The sequence below is a fragment of the Streptomyces sp. NPDC000229 genome (genome assembly GCF_040300825.1).
In the GTDB taxonomy this organism is placed as follows: domain Bacteria; phylum Actinomycetota; class Actinomycetes; order Streptomycetales; family Streptomycetaceae; genus Streptomyces.
Genome location: NZ_JBEPEL010000004.1, coordinates 187328 through 208278 on the forward strand (window position 1 = coordinate 187328; position 20951 = coordinate 208278).

Annotated in this window: 17 protein-coding genes; 6 read left to right on the top strand and 11 right to left on the bottom strand. The window is 73.0% G+C overall.

Annotated elements, in window-relative coordinates:
* Positions 1 to 83: 83 nt before the first annotated feature.
* Positions 84 to 263, bottom strand: coding sequence for a hypothetical protein (locus ABT360_RS04445; RefSeq protein WP_351810470.1), 180 nt, complete (start codon positions 261 to 263; stop codon positions 84 to 86).
* A 215-nt stretch (positions 264 to 478) separates the two neighbouring features.
* Here ABT360_RS04445 and ABT360_RS04450 point away from each other — a divergent pair, with 215 nt between their 5' ends.
* The 6 genes from ABT360_RS04450 to ABT360_RS04475 all read left to right on the top strand — a co-directional run bounded on the left by ABT360_RS04450 (position 479) and on the right by ABT360_RS04475 (position 5962).
* A complete protein-coding gene (locus ABT360_RS04450) occupies positions 479 to 2056 on the top strand; it encodes a GMC oxidoreductase (RefSeq protein ID WP_351810473.1) in 1578 nt (525 codons plus the stop codon).
* A gap of 238 nt (positions 2057 to 2294) precedes the next feature.
* Entirely contained in the window at positions 2295 to 2777 is a 483-nt protein-coding gene (locus ABT360_RS04455; protein ID WP_351810475.1) for an MSMEG_6728 family protein, read from the top strand.
* A gap of 124 nt (positions 2778 to 2901) precedes the next feature.
* Entirely contained in the window at positions 2902 to 3396 is a 495-nt protein-coding gene (locus ABT360_RS04460; protein ID WP_351810478.1) for a DUF2617 family protein, read from the top strand.
* Positions 3393 to 3806, top strand: coding sequence for a DUF4247 domain-containing protein (locus ABT360_RS04465; RefSeq protein WP_351810481.1), 414 nt, complete (start codon positions 3393 to 3395; stop codon positions 3804 to 3806). Before ABT360_RS04460 ends, ABT360_RS04465 begins: the two co-directional genes overlap by 4 nt.
* Positions 3807 to 3905: 99 nt before the next feature.
* Positions 3906 to 4343: a DUF350 domain-containing protein gene (locus tag ABT360_RS04470; RefSeq protein ID WP_351810484.1), complete on the top strand. Its 438-nt coding sequence runs from the start codon at positions 3906 to 3908 to the stop codon at positions 4341 to 4343.
* Between the two features lie 17 nt (positions 4344 to 4360).
* Entirely contained in the window at positions 4361 to 5962 is a 1602-nt protein-coding gene (locus ABT360_RS04475) for a polyamine aminopropyltransferase (protein ID WP_351810487.1), read from the top strand.
* A gap of 550 nt (positions 5963 to 6512) precedes the next feature.
* On the opposite strand, the gene ABT360_RS04480 is transcribed toward ABT360_RS04475, so the two are convergent.
* The 10 genes from ABT360_RS04480 to ABT360_RS04525 form a co-directional block, all read right to left on the bottom strand.
* Entirely contained in the window at positions 6513 to 7400 is an 888-nt protein-coding gene (locus ABT360_RS04480; RefSeq protein ID WP_351810490.1) for a peptidoglycan-binding protein, read from the bottom strand.
* 31 nt (positions 7401 to 7431) lie between these two features.
* Positions 7432 to 8976: a DUF6519 domain-containing protein gene (locus ABT360_RS04485; protein ID WP_351810493.1), complete on the bottom strand. Its 1545-nt coding sequence runs from the start codon at positions 8974 to 8976 to the stop codon at positions 7432 to 7434.
* An 88-nt stretch (positions 8977 to 9064) separates the two neighbouring features.
* Positions 9065 to 11254 (bottom strand): hypothetical protein, encoded by a 2190-nt coding sequence (locus ABT360_RS04490; protein WP_351810496.1) that lies wholly within the window; start codon positions 11252 to 11254, stop codon positions 9065 to 9067.
* A complete protein-coding gene (locus tag ABT360_RS04495) occupies positions 11251 to 14991 on the bottom strand; it encodes a putative baseplate assembly protein (protein WP_351810568.1) in 3741 nt (1246 codons plus the stop codon). Before ABT360_RS04495 ends, ABT360_RS04490 begins: the two co-directional genes overlap by 4 nt.
* Before the next feature lie 5 nt (positions 14992 to 14996).
* Positions 14997 to 18185: a putative baseplate assembly protein gene (locus ABT360_RS04500; RefSeq protein WP_351810498.1), complete on the bottom strand. Its 3189-nt coding sequence runs from the start codon at positions 18183 to 18185 to the stop codon at positions 14997 to 14999.
* Entirely contained in the window at positions 18182 to 18559 is a 378-nt protein-coding gene (locus ABT360_RS04505) for a GPW/gp25 family protein (RefSeq protein ID WP_351810501.1), read from the bottom strand. The genes ABT360_RS04500 and ABT360_RS04505 overlap by 4 nt, the downstream gene beginning before the upstream one ends.
* Positions 18556 to 18891, bottom strand: coding sequence for a hypothetical protein (locus ABT360_RS04510; RefSeq protein WP_444852173.1), 336 nt, complete (start codon positions 18889 to 18891; stop codon positions 18556 to 18558). The genes ABT360_RS04505 and ABT360_RS04510 overlap by 4 nt, the downstream gene beginning before the upstream one ends.
* Before the next feature lie 22 nt (positions 18892 to 18913).
* Positions 18914 to 19441, bottom strand: coding sequence for a phage baseplate assembly protein V (locus ABT360_RS04515; RefSeq protein WP_351810507.1), 528 nt, complete (start codon positions 19439 to 19441; stop codon positions 18914 to 18916).
* Positions 19442 to 19459: 18 nt separating this feature from the next.
* On the bottom strand, positions 19460 to 20602 hold the full coding sequence (locus ABT360_RS04520; protein ID WP_351810510.1) for a hypothetical protein: 1143 nt from the start codon (positions 20600 to 20602) through the stop codon (positions 19460 to 19462).
* On the bottom strand, positions 20595 to 20951 hold the full coding sequence (locus ABT360_RS04525) for a hypothetical protein (RefSeq protein WP_351810513.1): 357 nt from the start codon (positions 20949 to 20951) through the stop codon (positions 20595 to 20597). The genes ABT360_RS04520 and ABT360_RS04525 overlap by 8 nt, the downstream gene beginning before the upstream one ends.

Below are 20951 nucleotides of genomic sequence, written 5' to 3' on the forward strand. Positions count from 1 at the left end.
CCCCGGGGGAGGTCCGCACGGGGGGTGCCCCGCACGGCGTACCCGCACGCTCCGTCACTCTCGCGTCCCGTCCGCGTACGCGCCTACGCGTGCGCGGCGGGCTCCTCGTCCCCGTCCTCCCGGCTCTCGGCGGAACCGAGATCGTCCGCGCTGTTCGACGGACCGTCAGGGGTGGCCGCGGCGGCGGGCGGCGCGGGGCTGAGGGCGGCGATCGCCGCTCCGGCGACGAGGGACGCGACGGCGAGCATGCCGCGCTTCTTCATGCCCGGTTCAACTGCCCCTCCCGGCCGGCGTCACGTCGGCAGGCCCTTCGAACGTATGTCGCACGTGGCCATCGGCCGCTGCCGCCACCGGCATGCGGTGACGCCCTCAGGTCATGCCCCGGCGTCGCCCGGTCCGGTGCAGGCGGCGTGTCCTGCGAGGGGAGGTGATCGTTCCGCAGCCGAGTGCCCGTCGCGTCCCCACGTAGGAGTGGTCCATGCCGATTCGTCGTCGAGAAGTGCTGGGGCTCGCCGGCCGGGGAACGCTGGCCGGGCTGGGCGCGGCCGTGCTGGGCGGTGCCGGGAGCCGGGCGTTCGCCGTCGCCGCGTCGCGGACGCACTTCAGAGCTCTGGTGATCGGGTCGGGGTTCGGTGGCGCGGTGGCGGCGCTGCGGCTCGGGCGGGCGGGGGTGGACACCCTGGTGGTGGAGCGCGGCCGGGAGTGGCCCGTCGCTCCCCGGAGGCACGTCTTCGGGTCGATGAACGGTGTCACCGACACGATGTTCTGGTTCCGGCGCACGACGCGCTGGCCGGCGCTGCCGCCCACCCCGGTCAGACCCGGTCCGGGGGTGATGGAGGTGTCCGAGGAGCGAGGCCTCGACATCGCCTGCGGGGCGGCGGTCGGCGGTGGGTCCATCGTCTACACCGGCGTCACGGTGGCCCCGCCCAGGCGGTACTTCGAACGGCTCTACCCCTCGGGCCTGCCCTACGAGGAGTTCACCCGGATCTGGTTCCCCAAGGTCCGGCGCATGCTGGGCGCCTCCCCGATGCCGCGGGACGTCTACCGCTCGATGCCGTTCACCCACTCCCGGCTGTGGGACGAGCACCTCGCCAGGGCGGGCTTCCGGACCTTCCCCCTGGACTCGACGTTCGACTGGGACGTCGTCCGACGGGAACTCGCCCACGCCGCACCTCTGTCGGCGACCGTGGGCGAGTCCGACTTCGGCTGTGGCAACGGTGCCAAGAAGTCACTGACCCGGAACTACCTCCCCGCGGCCCTGTCCACCGGGCACGTACAAGTGCGCCCTCTGCACGAGGTGCGGTCCATCGGCCGGCGGCGCGACGGACGTTTCTCGGTGGAGGTCCGCCGGCTCACCACCGGCGGAGCCGTGCTCGGCACCGTCGAGTTCACGTGCGACATGCTGTTCGTCGCCGCCGGCACGCTGAACACCAACCGGCTCCTGGTGGCGGCACGCGACCGCGGGGACCTCGCCGACCTGCCCGCGTCCCTCGGCACCGGTTTCGGTGACAACGGCGACCAGGCCACCCTCCGCTCACAGACCCTGCGCTTCCACGGCGGCTCACAGGGCGCCCCCTGTGCCTCCGGTGCGTTCTTCCCCGACGAATTCGACCTGCCGCTGCTCGCCGAGAACTGGGTCCTCCCCGCCTATCACGCCCTACCGGCGACCATCACCTTCAGCGTCACGGTCGACACCGACAACCGGGGGACGTTCCGCTACGACCCGCGCGGCCGCCGGGTGACGCTCGCCGACTGGTCGACCGAGAAGTCCGCGGCAGCGGCCAGGTCCGCGACGGATCTCAGCTCCCGGGTCATCGCGGCCAACCCCGGCATGCTCCCCGTCTCGGTCAAGACGTACCCCTTCACCGGCCATCCGCTCGGGGGGTGCGTCATCGGCCGCACCACGGACCTCGAAGGCCGGGTCCATGGTGTGAAGGGCCTCTACGTCCTCGACGGGTCGCTGATCCCCGGCAACGTGGGCGGCGCGAACCCCTCCCTCACCATCGCCGCCCTCGCCGAACGCGCCATGAGGAGGATCATCGCCCAGGCGGGGTGAGACCGTCCCGGGGGTGGCGGCGGATCAGGTGCGCGCAGTGCAGGCCGGGCGGGGGCCGGGCACGGTGGCCGACCTGGAGCCGCTGGGGGGCCCGAAAAAGGCGGTCGCTCGTTGAGCACGGGCGCCGGGGCGGGAAGCGGGTCCGGGCCCGCCGGCCCCGCGGAACCGCGCCGCGAAGGCCCGCCACGCACGGCCCGTCCGGAGTGCGGGGGCGGACCGGGGGCGGTAGACACGGGATGTGCAGACCTTTCTGCCGTTCCCGCGGTTCTCGGCGTGCGCCGAGGTGCTCGACCCGCGCCGCCTGGGCAAGCAGCGGGTCGAAGCGCTCCAGGTGCTGCGCGGGCTGACCGTGCCGGGTTACGGCTGGCGGCGGCATCCGGCGGTGCGGATGTGGACCGGCTACGAGGAGGCCCTGGTCCGTTACGGCCTGGAGGTGTGCGGGGCGTGGACCGCCAGGGGACACGGCGACACCTGCGCCGCGTCCCTGCTCGCGGGTTTCCACACCGTCCGCCCCGGCGCACCGGTCCGCCCGCAGGACGAACTCGCCGAGGCCGGTGAGCTGCCGCCCTGGCTCGGCGACCCCGACTTCCACCGCAGCCACCGGTCGGCCCTCCTGCGCAAGGACCCCGTCTTCTACGCGGCCCACTTCGCCGACGTCCCGCCCGACCTCCCCTATGTGTGGCCCGGCTCCGACCGGGACGTGGGCGGACACCCTGCCTGAGGCACGCCTATGGCCTGTGCCATACTCAGCCGCGCTCCAAGCACTTCGCAGTCGGGGGAACATCGTTGAGATTCGAGCTTGCCGTCCGCGGCAGGGAACCGGTCAGAGGCCCGGGCGGCGCCGGATGAGCGGCATAGCGCTGACGGCCCCGTACCTGGACACCGACGCCGACCAGCTGTCCTTCGTGCTCGGGCGTCCCGCACGCGAGGCACTCGCCGTACGCGACCTGACCGTCGGCGGTCTCGACGTACAGCTCAGGCTGCTGGGCGCCTCCCACCAGGTCTTCGCGGGCCCCGTCCAGGAGACCGTCGCCTGCCTGCCGGGCGTCGAGGGCGGCCTGCCGGACACGGCGGCGCAGGACTTCGACGACTGGCACTACGCCTTCAGCGCCCACGTCCAGCGCTTCGGACCCCAGGAGTTCAGCGCACGGGTGGCCCGGATCCGGGGCCGCTCGGAGGACCACCCCCGGGCGCTGTACGGAGTCTTCCCCGGCTCTCCCGAAGCAGTCACCGCACTGACCGTCGAGCGGGAGAGCGCCGGGCTGAGCTGGCGCACTTGGCACACCTATCCGCAGAGCCGCCGGATCGTGGCGACGCACACCCGGCTGGAGGCCCGATGAAGAACGCTCGACGCATCAGTGCGATGCTCCTCGCCACGCTGGCCCTCGCCGCCTGCTCCAGCGATCCGGACGACGACGACGGCAACGACGTACCGTCCGCCTGGATCCGCAGTCAGTACTCCTCCAGAGGCGTGGACTACGTCGACAAGGCGGACTCGGTGTCCAAGGTCGCCGGCGAGATCGACGGCAACACCTCCGCCGTCGACCGTCTCAGCGACGGCGACAAGCAGTTCCTCCGCTACCGCAACGACATCGTCGCGATCAGTCCGCACACCAGCGGCAGGGGCAGCCTGATCGAGATCGCGGACTACCGGACCGGCTACCACCGCTGGCGGACCCACATCGGTTCCGTGTGGCCCGACCCCGACAGCGCCGCGTTCCGCGGCGGGGGCCCCGGCTCCGGGAAGTGACCCCCGGCCCACGGCCACGGGTCGCCGGGCGCGTACCCGCGTACACCCTGATTTCCTCTCCCTTACGTACTCCTCGACGACGACCCCGAAAGGCACACCGTGGCAGAGATCTTCGAGTCGGCAGGCACCGCCCTGCTCTACGGCCTGGTCGGCTTCGTCGTGATGGCGGTCGGCTTCATCGCACTCGACCTCGTCACCCCCGGAAAGCTCGTCCATGTGGTGTGGACCGAGCGCAACCGCGGCGCCGCCGTACTCCTCGCCGGCCAGACGATCGCCATCGGCCTGGTCATCGAGCAGTCCATCCGCGCCAGCGAATCCGAGCAGGGCCTCGCCGAAGGGCTGTTCAGCACCCTGCTCTACGGCCTCGCGGGGGTCGCCGTGATGACGCTGATCTCCGTCATCGTCGGGCTGCTGACCCCCGGTCGGCTGGGTCACGCCGTTCTCGACGACAACGGCACCAGCCCCCACCCCGCCGCCTGGGTGCAGGCGGCCATGTACCTCGGCACGGCCTTCATGGTCGGCGCCGCCGTTTCCTGAACGACAGCGACCCCACCATGAGCACCACCGTCCTGGACCGCACCGCTGAGGCCGCCGCCCCCCGGCCGCCGGGGGCGTACGCACGGGGAACACGGTTCCTGCTGCTGCTCGCGGTGTTCGTCTGCGCGGCCTGCGGTCTGGTCTACGAACTGGCGCTGACCGCGCTGGGCAGTTACCTCATCGGCAACTCCGTGATGCAGACCTCCGTGGTCATCTCCGTCATGGTGTTCGCCATGGGCATCGGTTCCCTGGCCGCCAAGCCGCTGCAACGGCGCGCGGTCGGGGCCTTCGCCCTCGTCGAGATCCTGCTCGCGCTCGTCGGCGGCCTGTCGGTGCTCATCCTGTACGTGGCGTTCGCCTGGCTGCGCCTCTACATGCCGGCCATGGTGGTGGTCTCGTTCGTCGTCGGCCTCCTCGTCGGCGCCGAGATCCCGCTGCTGATGACGCTGCTCCAGCGCATCCGGCGGCAGGAGGCCGGCAGTGCCGTGGCCGACATGTTCGCCGCCGACTACGTCGGCGCGCTGGTCGGCGGCCTGTGCTTCCCGCTGCTCCTCCTGCCCGCCTTCGGCCAGCTCAAGGGCGCGCTGGTGGTGGGCGCGGTCAACGCGGTGGCCGGGGTCGTCGTCGTCCTGTGGATCTTCCGCCGCGAGACCCGCCCGGTGGTGCGGAACGCGCTGCTGGCCGGCGCGGCCGGTGTCCTCGCCGTCCTGGCCACGGTGTACGTCCTTGCCGACGACATCGAGGTCACGGCGCGTCAGCAGCTCTACCGCGACCCGATCGTCCACGCCGAGACCACGCCGTACCAGGACATCGTCGTCACCCGCTCCACCGCCTTCACCGGGGAGCCGGACACCCGGTTGTTCCTCAACGGCGACCTGCAGTTCTCCTCGGTGGACGAGTACCGCTACCACGAGGCGCTCGTCCACCCCGCGCTGTCGGGAAAGCGCTCCTCCGTGCTGGTCCTGGGCGGCGGGGACGCGCTGGCCCTCCGGGAGGTGCTGCGCTACGACGACGTCGACAGGGTGACCCTGGTCGACCTCGACCCGGCGATGACGCGACTGGCCCGCACCTTCGCCCCGCTGGTCGACCTCAACCGCCGGGCGCTGTCCGACCCGCGGGTGACCGTCGTCCACGCCGACGCCTTCAACTGGCTGCGGGACGCCACCCGGCGCTACGACACGGTCCTCATCGACTTCCCGGACCCCGACACCGCCGCCCTGGCCAAGCTGTACAGCGTGGAGTTCTACCACCTGCTGGGCCGCGTCCTGACCCCCGACAGCCGTGTGATGGTGCAGGGCGGTTCGCCGTTCTTCGCACCCAAGTCGTACTGGTCCATCGCCGCCACGATCCGTGAGGCCGGTTACGCGACCACCCCGTACCAGGTCGACGTCCCCAGCTTCGGCAACTGGGGATTCGTCCTCGCCACCCCCGGCGCCGACGGGCCGCCCCCGGCGCTGCGCCTGCCGGCCGACGCGCCGCCCCTGCGCTTCCTGGACGACGACGTCCTCGCTGCCGCCACCGTCTTCCCGGTGGACCGGCGCCCCCAGGACGTACGGGCGAGCACACTGATGGACCCGGCGGTGCTGGAGTACACCCGCCACGAATGGCGGAACTACTGACCCGTCGCGTGGAACCGGCACGTCCCGGACCGAGCGCGGATGATCCTCGTAGCAGCAGGGATCACCCAACGCGGCCGGCAGGGGGCAGTTCATACGTTGCGGCCCCAGGTGCGCTGCAAGCACGCCCGTGGGTCATGCGCGGTCGGGTCGCTGGCAGGTGGGGCATGGTCGGTCGTGGCCATGGGAATCGATCACGGTGCCCCACTCGCCACAGTCGTGGCAGTCGCGGGCCAGGGCGATGTTTATGCGGAATGCTGGGGTGGGAGTAGTCGGGTCGGCTTCGTGGGCCATGCGGGGAAACTCCTCGTACAACGCGGTACGAGTAAGATTGTCATAGTTTGCATGCTTATGCAATGGCTTTCCGTAGGCCCCGTAGGCCCCGTAGGCCCCGTACGCCCCGTACGCCCCGTAGGCGCCGGACAGCCGGAGGCAGGACGCCGGGTCATCCTGCCCGCAGGCATCCCCCACGTCCCCCGCGCGGGCGGCTGCGGCCACACCCCCGGCGCCCACCACCGCCGTGGCTGAGGACGTGGGCCCCGGGGGGCACGGGTCAGACGTTCGGCACCTTCAGCCTGTCCCAGCTGGCCTTCCCCGGGATGCCGTCGGCATCGCTGCCCGTATAGCCGAGCTTGCGCTGCCAGGCGGCGTACGACTTCCGGTCGGCCTCGCTCCACTCGGGGCCCGGGCCGACCTCGTACCGCCCGCACCCCTCCGCCACCAGCCGCTTGCCCATGGCCGTGACGACCGGGCTGCGCCGGCCCGGCGCGAAGAACGCGGAGCCGGGGAACGGCTCGTACGACGACGGCGGCTTGGGCGCCGGGGGTTTCGCCGGACCGCCCGGCTTTCCGCCGAGCCGTTGTCCGATCCGTTTCCGCATCGAGTCCATCGTGAACCCGCGCGGGTCGATCTTCCCCGGCTGCCACTCCTTGTGCCCGATCACCGAGCGGTGCGACCAGCCGTGCGCCCGGCACAGCGCGGCCGCCGCCTTCTCGATCGCCTCCAGCTGGGCCGCCGGCCACGGGTCGGTGCCGTTGCCGAGGTTGATGCATTCGAACCCGTAGAAGTACCGATTGCCGTCGGTGTTGGCCTCGTTGTCGGCGGGCAGCGAGGCGCGTTCGTCGATCACCGCCCGGAGGACCTCGTCGTCGCCGAGCCCCGCGTGATTGGCCCGCCCGTGGCCGACGAGGTGGACCGAGCCGTCCTTGGCGATCACTCCGTGGCACAGCGGCCCCGGCAGGCTCGAATGGCCGTCGTAGCAGATGTCCACGGAGTTCCGGGTGCCCGAGGTCACGGTGTGATGGATCATCACCCCGTGCACCGGGCCCCACGGGCCCTTGTGATTGCGGTTGTGCGTACGCCAGTTCCGGTGCTCGACGACCTGGAGGCCTTCGTCACGAAGGGCCTTGAGCAACTGGGAGGCGGACAGCGGAGTTGCCATCGTGGTGCTCCTTTCCGGTTCGGCCGGTCCGTCAGTTCTCGTCCTGCGCGGAGGAATCGGACCCGGCACCGGCCGCCTCGGCGGACCGGGCCTCCGCCTCGGCCTCCGCTTCCGCCGCCAGCTCCTCCTCCGCCGCGGCCGGGACCGGACCGGACAGCGGCCCGAACGCCAGGCGCAGATCGGAGACCGAACCCTCACCGAACACCCAGGCCAGCGGGGCGTAATGGACCTCGATCCCGCTCGGGGCCAGCAGCAGCGGCCGGCGGGCCGCGTCCGTGGGCCACTCCACGTCACCCGTCGCCGTCCGCGCGGCGACCGTCCAGAAGTCGCCCGAGCGGTACGTCCGGCCCGGCTCGAAGCAGACCTCGACGCCGTCCTCCAGCGGCAGCCAGCGCCCCTCCTCGATCCGCAGCGCGCCGCCCCGGGCCTTCGGCACACCCTTGTGCGCCCGCCCGCCACCGGCCCGGTGGTCCCAGCGCCGCAGGAACGGGTGGAGTTCCGGGCGGCGGCCCACCGACGGCTCGGGCTCCCCCGACAGCCGCACCCGCCGCCCCGGCAGGTCGACCTCCTCGACCCGCAGCAGCGGCAGCGGCTCACCACGGCTGACGTAGGCCGTGTCGGCGAACTCGACCCAGTCGCCCACGTTCAGGTCCAGCTTGTCGTCATTGCCCGGCGAGGCCAGCTCCACCCATGTGCCGTCGAGCCCGTCGACGGCGAAGGTCACCGAGCCGTTCTCCCGCGACCACTTGAACGTCGCGTTCTCCGCCGTCCCGCCCTCGTGGACCTCCACCCGGTACAGCTGGTTCTCCGCGCCCCGGTACCGGGCGTCCGGCCCCACCAGGCACGGGTCCTCGTCCGCGTGGTCGGGGCGCCGGCTGCGGGCCGCCATCCGCGAGGTCGGCGCCTGCGCGGCCGCCCAGGCGGCGAAGGCGGCGCGGACCTGGTCCTTGTCCCTCTGGTCGGCCACCTCCAGCCGCGCACCCGGCAGCGGCAGCACCTGCCAGACGACCTTCATGCGGGCCGCCGTGTCCGGCATCGCCGAACCCAGCGCCACCTCGCGCAGCAGCGGGTCCTCGGCCGCCGTGACGGAACGCTCCCACACCTTCAGATAGGCCAGGTACGGGAACTGCGAGGGCAGCCGGTCACCGGGCCGCTCCGGATCCCGGTACCCGTCGGGCTGGTCCCAGTACGTCCACGTGGCGGGCGGCGCCGGGGCCGGCGGCGTGGTGGAGGCCGCGGTCCCGGTCTCGGCCACCTGCCCGTCGTCGCCGACCGGCGTACCGGCCTGTTGCCGCGTCGCGTCCAGCGCGATGCCGTCCACGTAGTAGCGGCCCGGCCCGATGGTCAGCTCGTCGAGCTCCTGGCCACGGCCCTTGAAGTCGATCGCGAAACCGGTCGCGCCCCGCGGACCGCCGTACCGCCCGATGAGGTCGGCGGCGATGGTACGGGCCTGGTGCAGCTGGATGGCGGCCTGCTCATTGGCGTCCGCGTCGAGCTGGACGCGGCCCTGCTGGGCGATCACCGCCGAGTAGTGCCGGTCCGGCCGGAAGGTGACGCGGGAGAGGTCTGCGTGCATGGGAAGGGTTCCCCCTAGGAAGTCCGTCGTTCACAAGTCATCGGAAGTCGCTCAACAGGTCGTAGGGGTGTACGGGTGTGCGGGATCGTCACGTCACCGTGATGACCCCCGCGTCCGTACCCGCCGGGGTGTACTCGGCGAGCCGCGCCCGCAGGCTGTCCATGCGCTGCGGCTGGTACAGGTCGTGGAAGGCGCCCATCTCCGAGCCGTCCTCGGCGCCCCGCACGATCTCGTCGGGGCAGCCGCCCGCCAGTTGCGCGTACGCCGGTGTGCCGTACCGCTCGCTGGTGAACAGCGGGCGCACCGGCGGCTCGTGCCGGCCGGCCGCCGGGTCCGGCCGGCAGCGGTACCGGCGCGGGGTGCGCGAGCCGGGCGGCACATAGGAGAACCGCACACAGCCGATGCCCCTGCGGGCGACGCGCAGCCGCCCCGTGAAGACGCTGTTCTCGGCGATCTCCACCGCGTGGGTGTGGACCTCGCCGATCACCGTGGTGCGGTGGGCGTGCAGGACGGCGTGCGCGTGGCGGCAGTCCGGGGCGGACAGCGCCGCCCGGTCGTGGCCGGTGGCGTCCAGGACACTGTCGCGGATGTGGATGTCCAGCGGGTCGCGGCCCACCTCGTCACCGATCACCTCGATCGTGCCGAGGATGCTGCGCTCGACGGCGACGCACGCCGTGGTCCGGTCGAGCACCAGGCTGGGCTCCTCCGGCGAGTGCGGGTCGCACTCCGGCTCCAGCGACCAGCCGGGCACCAGCGTGCAGTGCCGCAGCATCACCGCGCCCACGGGACCGGTGACGTTCAGCCCGCGCCCCGCGATCAGCAGACCGTCCAGCACGATCCGGGGCGCGTCGCCCGCACACTCCTCCTGCGCCCGGATGTTGAGCGCGTCCGGCCGGTTGCTGTACCAGTCGAGCAGCCGGATCACCGGCCGGGTGCCCTCCGCCGCCCGCACTTCCAGCCGGTCGCCCGGGTCCAGGTCGAAGTCCAGCTGCTCCTGGTAGGCGCCGCTGTGGGTGATCTCGATGACGCCGTCCGGCCCGCACTGCCCCGCCCGCCGGTCGCCGCGCCAGTCCCCGTACGCGTCCATGATCCGCTGGTACGCCTGACCGGGCCCGACCCGGTACACCTTGGCGCCCGCCGGCGTCTCCCGCTCGCGCGGGTACTCCCCGCCGCCCATGTCGTCCGAGAAGGCGTAGTGGTACGTGACCCACACCCCCTGCCGGGGCGCCGAACGCGACCCGAAGGCGATCCGGCCGAGCACCGGATCGACCGCGACCTGCCCGCGCCTGGGGCGGTAGCGCCAGCCCGAGAGGTCCGCCACCACCAGGTCCGCCATCGGCACCGGCTCGTCCTGCCCGTCGCGCCAGATCGTGAACGACTTGCCCGGCCCGTAGTAGTCGGCGAGCCGGTCGGCGAGCTGCCGGCGGCGGATGTACGCCGGTACGTTGTCGATCGTGGCTGGGGGTCCCCCCACCGGAGGCAGGGGGAGCGTGGCCGACGGCTCGGGCACCGGCTTCGTCACCAGCGGGCCGTCGTTGCCCAGGATCGAGAACGTGTAGAGGTTGCGGGCCCGGTCGACGCAGTACGCGGGCGCGCGGGTCACCCGGTACGGCTTCAGCCGCCACACGAACAGCCCCACCCCGGCGGGGGAGTGGCCGCCCTGCCGGCGAGCCGAACCGGCCCGCCGCACGTCCACCGACCGCGCGACCGCCCCGAACGGGCCGCCCGCCAGGTCCAGCGCCGCGCCCTCGCGTACGTCGGCGAGCCGGCCGCGCTCCAGGCGCCGCGCGTTCCCGGCCGCCGTTCCCGGCCCGTACAGCTTGACCGGCTGATGGCCCGCGACCAGCCGGGAGAACTCCACGGCCCGCGACGGCCAGCCGGCGACCGAGCCGGCCAGCTCCTCCAGCAGCGCGAGGCTGCCCTTGCGCCGCCGGTTGGCGACCGTGGCGGCCACGTCCCGGCGCGGTGCCAGGGCCTCGGCGAGCCGGGCGCGCGAGTCGCCGTCCGCGCCCTCCAGCCCCCGCGCCTGGACCCGCTCGTAGCCCGGCAACGGGGTGTAGCCCACCAGGTCGCCCAGATACGGCAGCACCCACGGCGCGGCCGTCTCCACGAACCAGTCCTCGTAGTTCTGCTCGACCCCGCTCCGCACCAGGTCGACCTGCTCGGCGATCACCGCGAGCAGCGCGCGCAACGGCTCCCCGGCCTCGGCGTCACGCAGCCGGTGCCACTGCGGGAGGAGCTCCATGAGCCCGTCCGGTTCCCTGTCGATCGGGCTCATGCGGTGACCTCCGTCAGGATCAGCGTGTCCGCGATGTGCGGGGACAGCAGCGCGAGCTGGGCCGGCCGGATGCCGCGGAACACGCACACCGGCCGGCCCTTCCCCAGCCGCCGGGTATCGGTGATGTCCGGGTTCAGCCGCAGCAGTTCGGCCAGCGGGAGGCCGTACCGGGCGGCGACGGCCGTGAGCGTCTCCCCGCCCTCGGCCGTGACGCGGTGCACGTCCTCGTCGTACCGCGCGAGCCTCGCCGGGACCGTGGTGCGCGGCTCGGCGAGCGACCCGGCGAGGCCGGCCACCTCGTCGGGCGTGGCGGACGCGGGCACCCCGGTGAACACGTCCACGTCCACGTAGTCCACCCCCGGCACGCGGTGCGCGACCGCCAGCACCTCGGAGAGCCGGGCCGGCACCCCCAACTCCCGTTGCCCCGCCCCGAAGTGGCGCAGCAGCGCCTGCCGCAGCCGGGGCTCCACGACGGACCAGGTGTGGTCCGGGGCCACCTTCACCCGCGCCGACAGCAGCAACAGCACCAGCTCCCGCACGTCCACCCGTACCGGCAGGCGCGCGTCGCCGTACCGGGCGAGCGAGGAGCGCAGCGCGCGCAGCACCTCCGAGTCGGGGCCGATCGCGATGTCGTCCACACCGGCGACCGTCATGTGCAGCACCCGGCGCCGCCCGTCGAACACCTCGCGCGCCGCCGCCCGGCCGATGCCCGCCCGTGAACGCGCGAAGTCCTCGTAGTCCTCGACGGACACCAGCCGGTCGAGCGCCGAGACGGCGAGCGGGACGGTGCGCCGTGTCAGGCCGGGGCCGTCGGCGTCCGCGCCGCCCGTCGCGGGCTGCGGGTTGGTGACGGCGGTGACGCCCAGCGGCCGGGACACCGCCTGGGTGATCCGGTCCGCCGCGACGTTGGCGGCCCGCCCCGTGCCGAAGCGGTACCGGGCGCGGACGTTCTCGTGGCCGGTGGGCAGCCGGGCGCCGTGCACCCCGTCGCCGAAGGTCACCGTCGTCCGGCCGTCCGCGGCCGTCCCGGTGACGTACACCCTCTCGGTCGGCCCGCGCCCGGCCAGGCTGTCCACCTCGCGCCACAGCAGCCCGTCGACCCGTACCTCCAGGGTGGGCGTCGCGCCCAGGGGATTCTCGGCGGGCAGCCAGGTCAGCGGCGACTGCCAGAGCGTGAACGTCTGATGGGCGCGGTTCGCGTCACCGCTGCCCACCGGTTCGTCACGGCTCTCGCCGTGCGTCGCGGGGACGACATTGCCCTGGACGCGCACGGTGTCACGCCGGTACCGGTACGCGAGGTCCGCCGTGAGCGTCAGCTCGGTGTGGACGTGGTCGCCGGGCAGGTGCGGGTCGTAACGCTGCTCCACGGCGGCGATCACCGCGAGTTCGGTGCCGCGCACGCCCGCCGTGCCGGGGATGTCGGTCCGCTCGCCCGACACGATCAGACGGCGGCCGGGCCGCAACCCGTCGTACAGCTCGGCGAGCTCGATCCGGTTGCCGTGCACGTCCTCACCCAGCGGCTCGTCGGCCGGGCGCAGCACCTCCCCGCCCGCGTGCACGGTGGCGTCACGGATCGTGGACAGCAGCACGTCGTGCTCGTCCAGCCACGGGTCGGCGAGCGTCAGTTCGGTACCGCGCCCGGTGATGCCGAAGTCGGTGTACGCGGCGGTGCGCACGGCCGTCACCCGGGTCGTCACGAACGCGAGCGCCGGGTCGCCCGGCACGCCGTTCGCGGCCCCCTTGCGGGGACGTTCGATCGCGACCCAGCTGCCGACCGTGATCCCGTCGTGCACCGAGTCCAGCCGCAGGACGTGGCGGTCGGCCCGCTCCGGCACGGTGGCCAGGCCGATCTCGACGTTCGCCGGCTCACTGCCGACCGTGTACCGCACGGTCACCTCCAGCCCGCCGTGCCTGACCTGGCGGTGCTCACCGGGGCGCAGCAGCCAGTTGAGCGGTTGACCGTTGTCCACGACCACATGGACGCGCCCGTCCTCGGCGGGGCGGGAGATGAACAGCTTCCGGTCCGGCAACCCGGGCCTGAACTGCGCGGTCACCCCCGGCTCCTGCGAGTCGGCGGGGCGCCGCGTCAACCAGCCCAGGTCGTGGTCCTGCCCCGCCCGGGTCTGCAACGACACCTCGCCGGGGCCCAGCACGAACGTCTTCTCGGCGGGCAGATTCTCCGACACCTGTACGGAGGCCCCCGTCTCGACGTGCTGGAACTCGGCACGCACCGGAACCCGGCCCGCCGTGTCGTACACCACCCGCATCGTGGTCAGGGCCGAACCGCCTAGCGGCCAGTCCGTCTGCCGGATCACCGTGCCGCGCTCGTCCTGCACCGGCTTCAGCGGAGCCGTCGCACCGAACGGCGCGGCCGTCTCCCGCAACACCTGGAGCTCACGCAGCAGCGGGGAGGTGACGGGAGCGGCACGGCGCCACGCCGCGTACATCCCGTCCGCCACCCGGGGATCCAGCGCGGACAGCAACCGCGCCCCCACATCGGAGCCGGGCGCGAACAGCCTCTCCACCGTGGGCGTCAGGGCATGCGGGGGCGGCTTCACCTCGCGGCCGCGCAGCGCGGGCAGCACGGCTCCGAGGGCCCTCATGGCGGCGGAACCGGGTGCACCTTCCGCCGCGGGCACCGGCTGTGACGGCTCCAGGTCCGCCGCCCGCTCACGCAGGTCGCCGACCACCGCCTCCAACTGCTCGAACCAGGCGGCGACCTCCTCGTACGGAGCGGCGATCGCCTGCGCCTCGGCCAGCCGCTCGTGCGGGTCCGCGAGGCGCCGGGCGAACCGGGCCGGGCTCGTGATCCCGTCCAGATCGGCGCGCAGCGGCGCCAGCACCTGCTCGTCGAACGTCTCGATGAGCATGCTGACGGGACGCGGATTGGGGTTGTCCGGGGTCGGCTCCCCGTCCTCCGTGTCGAAGGGATCCTCCGTGATCCACCGGCGCAGCTCGGCCACCAGGGCGCTCAGCGACGGCGGCGCCGACCGCGGCAGCCCGATCACCGTCACGTCGTCGTCCCGGTCGATGCGGACGCGTGCCACGGGCAGCAACAAGCGCTGGGCGTCCGCGAAGACGAACAGCAGCCGCTCACCGGTCCGGAGCGGCGTGCCGGTGCCGGAGACGTGGATCTCGGACCGCTTCCGCAGGTCGTCCGCCGTGAGCAGGCCCGGCCGGCGCCGCCGTACCGCCAGCTCGTTCCACGCCCAGCGGGCCGTCAGGTCCTCGCTGGTCTCGAAGGTCTGCGACTCCTCGGTGACCGACGCCGGCACGCTGTTGCTGCGCGCCCCGCGCGGGATCAGCACCTCCGTGTCCCGGTCCCGTGGATCGCGGTCCAGGGTGTACGCCAGGTGCGTGCCGGCCGCGACGCCGGGCCGTGGCCGGTGCCCCACCAGCCGTCCCAGCAGCACCAGCGACCGGTGCTCGTTCGCGGTGCGCAGGTACCCCTCGTCGGCGATCCGCTCGGAGTGGAACGTGAGCAGGTCGCCCACGACCGCCCAGGCGTCCAGCAGCGCGATCGCCGGGTCGTCGGGCGTACGGACGGTCAGCCCGCGCAGCGCCGGATATGCGGGGGAGGCCAGCCGGTCCAGCATGGCCGCCAGGAACGAGCCGTACTCCCCGACCCGGTAGTCCAGCGCCGTACGCCCCGGCGGGTTGTAGAGGGCCTTCGGCGCGTGGCGCTCGTCGTGCCCGTGCCCCCCGCAGCCGCACGCGCAGTGCCGGGAGCCGCTCATGCCGCTCATCGGGCACCTCCGCCGAGTTCGATCGAGAGCCGGCCCAGCTCGGGCCGGTCGGGGTCGTTGTCGCAACGCGCGATCTCCAGCGGGCCGAGCCGCAGCACGCCTGCCTCCAGTGCCGTGTCGTCGAGGGGGTCCTCGTGGAAGAGCCGGGCCAGCCGCGTCACCCGTACGCCCTCCACGCCCTGGACCGCCGCGGCCACGGCCACCAGGCGGCTCAGCCGCACCGGTTCGCCGAAGGTCAGGGCGTCGGGGTGGAAGAACCCGAGCCGACCGCCGGGCAGCCCGCGGCTGCCGAGGACCCGGTACAGCTCGGCCAGAATCTGCCCGTGCTGGTGGCCGGGCGCGGCGCACACCGTGAGCGCGACGTCCAGCGGTACGTGCCGGGCCGGGCCGACCACCAGGTCGTGACCGATCCGGCGGTACCGCTCCAGGGCGTACGCCACGGAGTCGAGCAGCTCGGGGGACGGGTCGCCGCTCCCGAGCGCGTCGACGGCGATGTGCGCCTCCTGCACACTGCCGGTCCAGCGGATCTCCGCGGCCGCCCGCTGCACGCCGGGTACTTCCGCGGCCAGCGCCGCGTAGTCCTCGGCCGTGACGGCACGCAGGCGCGAGCGCTTCAGGGCGAGCGGCGCCAACTGCCGGACCTGATCCACCGGTTCGGGCTCGGTCCCGCCGACGGCGGGCAGCGGATTGCGCACGCCCGCCACCGGCATCGGCGTCCCGGTGTCGGAATCCTCCGGGTCACGGCACAGGACGAGGTGGTTGATGGCCTCCGCGCCGACGTTGCCGGCCCTGCCCCCACCGAGCCGGTACCGCAGCTCCAGCCGCGCCCCGGGCCGCGGGCGGGCACCGTGCCGCCCGTCGCCGAAGCGCAGGGCGATCCGCCCGTCGTCCTCCAGCTCCCCGACGAAGTGCCGGTCGCGCGGGCCGCTGTCCAGGAGGTCCCGCCTCGGCACCCAGACCTCGTCGCCCTCCACCACCGTGACGGCCGGCAACGCGGCACGCGGATCCTGTACGAGCGCGGCGGCGGGCCCCCGCAGCACCGGCTCGTCCGGATGCAGCCCGGCCGCGTACACCGGGCCCCACGTGTGGGCGATCTCCCAGGCGATGGACCCGTCGAGCACCGCCCCGGCTCGCGCCCGGGCGGTCAGCACCCCCAGCCGCCGGGACTTGGCGGCGAGCAGCCGTTCGGCGCGGTGCAGCAGCTCGCGCAGCGCCCGCACCGGGTGCCGGCGCAGCTCGACGCGCTCCAGCACCCGCAGCCCGAAGAGCACGGTCAGCTCGGCGATCTCCGGCTCCGCCAGGCCGTCGCAGTCACGGGCGGAGCGCCACAGCTCCACCAGCCGCGCCCGCACCCGGCCCGGGATCGCGGCCAGCCGTTCCGCCTGCCCGGCCGACACCCGCCCGGGCTCCGGGAACGGCACCGCCTGCACGACGGGGGAGCGGGGCAGCAACGGCCGGAAGCGGGGCGCGATGCCCGGGTACACCACCTGCGCCAGCAGCGTCTGAAGCGCCTCGGCCTGGGCGTACGCCGTGCCGGGGACGACCTTGGCGCGTCGCCGGCCCGCCAGCTCCAGACCGATGCCGGCCCGGCCGGTCGCGTCCTCACCGACGACGGTGAACAACTCCCGCACCTGCTCGGCGGTCAGTGACCGGCCGCCGCGGGTCTGCCGCAGCCGGGTGGTGATCAGACCGGCCGGGGCGTTGCCCCTGTTGCCGTCCCAGCAGCCGAAGCCCGACGGGTCGCACGACCCGAGGACGGCCGGCGCGGGCGGCACGGTGACCGTCTCCGGACTGCCGCCGCAGAAGGCGAGCGACCGGCCGTGGTCCACCAGGACGACATTGCCCCGCGCCACGCTCACGTCCTGGACCTGCTCGCAGTCCGGGCCGCCCCGCGTGGTGAGGCAGACGGGGAAGGCGAGCGCGTCCTCGGCCGCCCAGGTCACCTCCAGCACCGGCTGGTCGCACAGCCGGTCCACCGCCGGGGTGACGGAGGTGAGGCGCACGGCCTGCCGGTGCGCCGGATCGGCGTCCCCGGGCGTCCCGGACCGTACCCCCCGCACCTCCTCGATCAGCAGCACGTCACCCGGCTCCAGCGCCAGGGCCCGGGTCTGGCACTTCTCGTCCGCCCACGCGTCCCGCAGCGTCGCGGCCGTCGCCCCCTCGGGCAGCGCGCACACCTCGCCGCCCCAGGTCCAGAAGCGGATCGTGTTGTGCGCCGGGCGCAGCACCAGCGGCTCGTGCGGCACGACCGGCTCGAACACCTCCACCGACCCGCGCTCCTCCAGCACGGCGAGGTCCCGGTCGTCGATCACGGTGCCGACCTCCGGCCGGTCACGCGGCCCCAGTCTCCGTACGTCCACGGCGGCGAAGCGGAACGTGCCGGGCGCCAGCGTCACCTCCCGTACCGTCTCGACGGTGACGAACGCCCGGGCGTTGACGCCGTCGTGCATCGGGTAGTCGATGAGCCGTACGTGCCGGCGTAACGACACCCGGCGGCGGGCGGTGTCCAGGTACGCCTCCGTCGCCACCGCGTCCTGCTGGTGGCCGATCCGGTCGGCGGTGTGGGCGAGCAGTTCGACCAGCGTCGTACCGAGGTCGGCGGCGCTGGGGGTCCCCCCTGCTCGAGCGAAGTCGAGAGCTTGGGGGAGCTCGACCCAGTCCGGGGCGGTCAGCGCCAGCCGGTCCAGGATGAGGCTGCGGATCGTGTCGTAGTCGCGCGCCGTGTAGTCGATGACGGGCGCGGAGGGGAAGGCGGCCGGGCGGCCGGGCTGCTCGTCCTTGCAGTCGAAGGGGGTGGGGCAGTCGGGACGGAACGCGAATTCCGCGGAGAAGTACCGCTGGTCGAACCCCGGGAACGGCTCGGTGCCCGGCCGTCCGTACGGGTCGGTGTCCACGACCGAGAGGCGGTAGCGGGACATGTCGCCGGCGCGGTCGAGAGTGACGTACAGCCGGTCGTCGAGCTCCGGGTCCTCCTCGCGCTCGACGGACACCTCGACGGCCTCGATGCCGGTGATCCGGCGGCCGCCGTCAATGCGTATGTTCTCCGGGCAGAGCCCCTCGGGGGCCTTGCCGAGGAACGTGACCGTCAGGGTCAGCCCGTCGTCGCCGACCTCGACGGCGTCCACACCGCCCAGCTGTGCGGCGCGTACCCGCGCGCGCCTGCCGTCCGTGACCGTACCGCTCATGCGGCCCCCCTCCCCTCGAACATCTCGTCGCGCCGGCTCCCGGTGGAGCGGACCACATAGCGCAGATACACCCGGACCACGTTCTCCTCGCTCACCACGTCCAGCGCCTCCACCTCGATCAGGTCGCCCAGCCAGCGCTGCAACGAGGCCTGCACCGACAACTCCAGGGCGGAGGCCAGCTCGGGGCTGTTGGGTGTGAAGACCAGATCGAGCAGCCCGCAGCCGAAGTCGGGCCGCATCACCCGCTCCCCGGGGCTGGTGAACAGCAACTGCTCGACGAGGTCGCGCACATGCTCGTCGTAGTCCGCGTGCGCGGTCCGGCCCCGGGCATCGACCCGGAACGGGAAGGCGATGTCGGTACGTACCGTCTTCATCGCGAGGACACCCCCCGAGAGGTCACCGTCACCAAGGGCGGGCCCTGCGGGACGAGCGCGGCGCTGAAGCAGAGCGCGGACGTCGTGTCGAGCAGCACCGGCGAGCCGTCGACCAGCACCCCGCCGCGGGCAGGCGTCCAGCGCACCGTGGCGCAGGGGTGCGGCACACCGTCGACCGTGTGCCGGCAGCCGATGACCGTGAAGACATCGGCCGCGGTCGGCACGGGATGCCCGTCGACCCGGACTCCGGACGACGGGGCGGACGCGGGCACGACCCGGCCGCCGTGCGGGCAGCTGATCGAGGTACCGCCGTTCACGAGATTCCCGGACAACACGATTCTCCCCGTTTCCTGACTATGGCTTCTTGGGCACGATCAACCGGCCCTCGTTGATGTTGACTTCACTGCCGGTCAGCACGATCGACGCGCCCTGGCCATTGGCGATGGTCACGCCCTTCTCGTCGATCTGCACATACGCTCCCGTGGTGGCCTGGAGGCGGATCCCGTTGCCGCCCGGCACATCCCCCATCACCAGTTTGTGCTGGTCGGAGGTCTGGATCACCACGTTTGGGTGCACCGGTGAACCCGTCAGCGCGTCCGGCGGCAGCTCGGACTCGTGCCCGTACCAGCACCCCGTCCAGATGGGGTAGCTCGGGTCCCCCTGCTCGAACTCCACCCACACGCCGGCCCCTTCCGCCGGAACCGCGTACTGCCCCGACTGGCGCCCGGTGAAAGGCAGGCAGGGCAGAGCCCAGGTGGACGGCTCATCACCCAGCACGTCCGGCACTTTGACGGTGACGCGGCCGATCCTCAGCGGATCCCGGTTGCTCACCACCTGGCCCCGGAACTTGCCGAGAAACCGGTTGTTCGATCCTGCAGCCATGCAAAGTTCTCCTGGTCCTCACGGTCGCACGGTGCCGCTGCGGGCGATCAGTCCCTCACGTGAGAGCGTGAAGTTCTGCTGGTACGAGCCGGGCCTGATGTTGTGGGTGACGGACTTGACGTAGTAGTCGCCGTCGTACGCCCGACCGGCGCCGCGGACCCCGACGAGCTCACGCGGCTGGAGCACGTATCCGTGCCGGTTGACGTCCAGCGACCCGGAGCCGGACACCGCGTCGGCGGACGTCGCCGCTCTGGCCAGGAGCTCGGCCTGGGCCTGTTCCGGAGCCCTCTTCGCGGTGCCGGACAGTGTCCTGCGCTTGAGGGCGGGCGTGGGCCGCTTGCCGAGCGGCGGGCGCAGGGGGTTGATGTCGGGCTGCGGCAGCAGTAGCGAGTTCCGCGTCCTGGGGTCCTGCCAGCGTGCCTGTGGTTCCTCGCGTGCCGTCCCGTCGTAGGCGAACGTCAGCTGGTCGACAGTGGAGTTGACGTCCATGTTGACGTTGAGCGCGTGCTGCCGTCGGCCCAGCCGCCGCTCGGGCCCCCAGTAGGCGAAGGACTGCTGGTGCCCGGGCCCGGGCTCCAGGTAGAAGGTGTAGCCGTTGGCCCGGGCGAGCTCCGTCACGTAACTCAGATCGGTCCCGGTCTGGTACTCGACGCGCAGTTGCTCGCGCGGCGGCTGGTGCACGTGCTCCGGGACGACCCGCGGACGGATGCCGTAGTCGGCGTATCGCGCGAGGATCCTCTTCACCCGTTCGGAAGGGGGCAGGTTGGGGTAGCGATCGGTCCGCTCCTCGAGATCCATCAGGAGCGTCAGGTCCTCGCCGGTGACGGTGAGGGTCGACTGGCCGGGAACATTGCTCACCCCCACCTCCTGCCGTACGACGAGACCGTCGAGGACCACGGTCGACGTCCCCTTGACCGAGGTCGTGACGATGACCCGGGTCCTGGGGTCGAAGAACCCCTCGGGCAGCAGCCGGTCCGTGATCAGCCCTCGTTTGGTGAGGTCGAACGCGAGCTGGAACCCGCTCCGCTCCCCGGCGGTCATGGTGATCTGCGCGGACAGCAACGCCGCCGCGACCTCGGCGGGGACGGGACGGGTGAGCTTGGGCCCCATGTGCAGGGTGAGATGAACGGGCCCGCCCCCGACGGGCGTTTCGTCAGCCATGGAACCCGCCCGCCTGCGGTATCCGGATCTCCCGCCCCGGCTCCCCGGTCAGCTCCCGCGGATCCAGGACCGGATTGGCGTCGGCGATCCGCCACCACTGCCCCGGGTCGCCGAAGTACCGCTGCCCGAGGTGGTCCGGGCGCTCACCGCTGCTGACGGTGTGCGGCGCGGTGTCCTCGCCTTCCTCGCCGGACGGCAGCGGGGGCAGTAACCGCCGCTTGGTGTACCGCACCTCGGTTCCGTCGGGCATGCGGTGCACCCCGGTCTCCGCGTCGTGGTACCGGCTGGTCCGCGGATACGGGTGCGACCCCGGAATCGCGTCCAACGCACTCTCGTAGGGCTCGTTCAT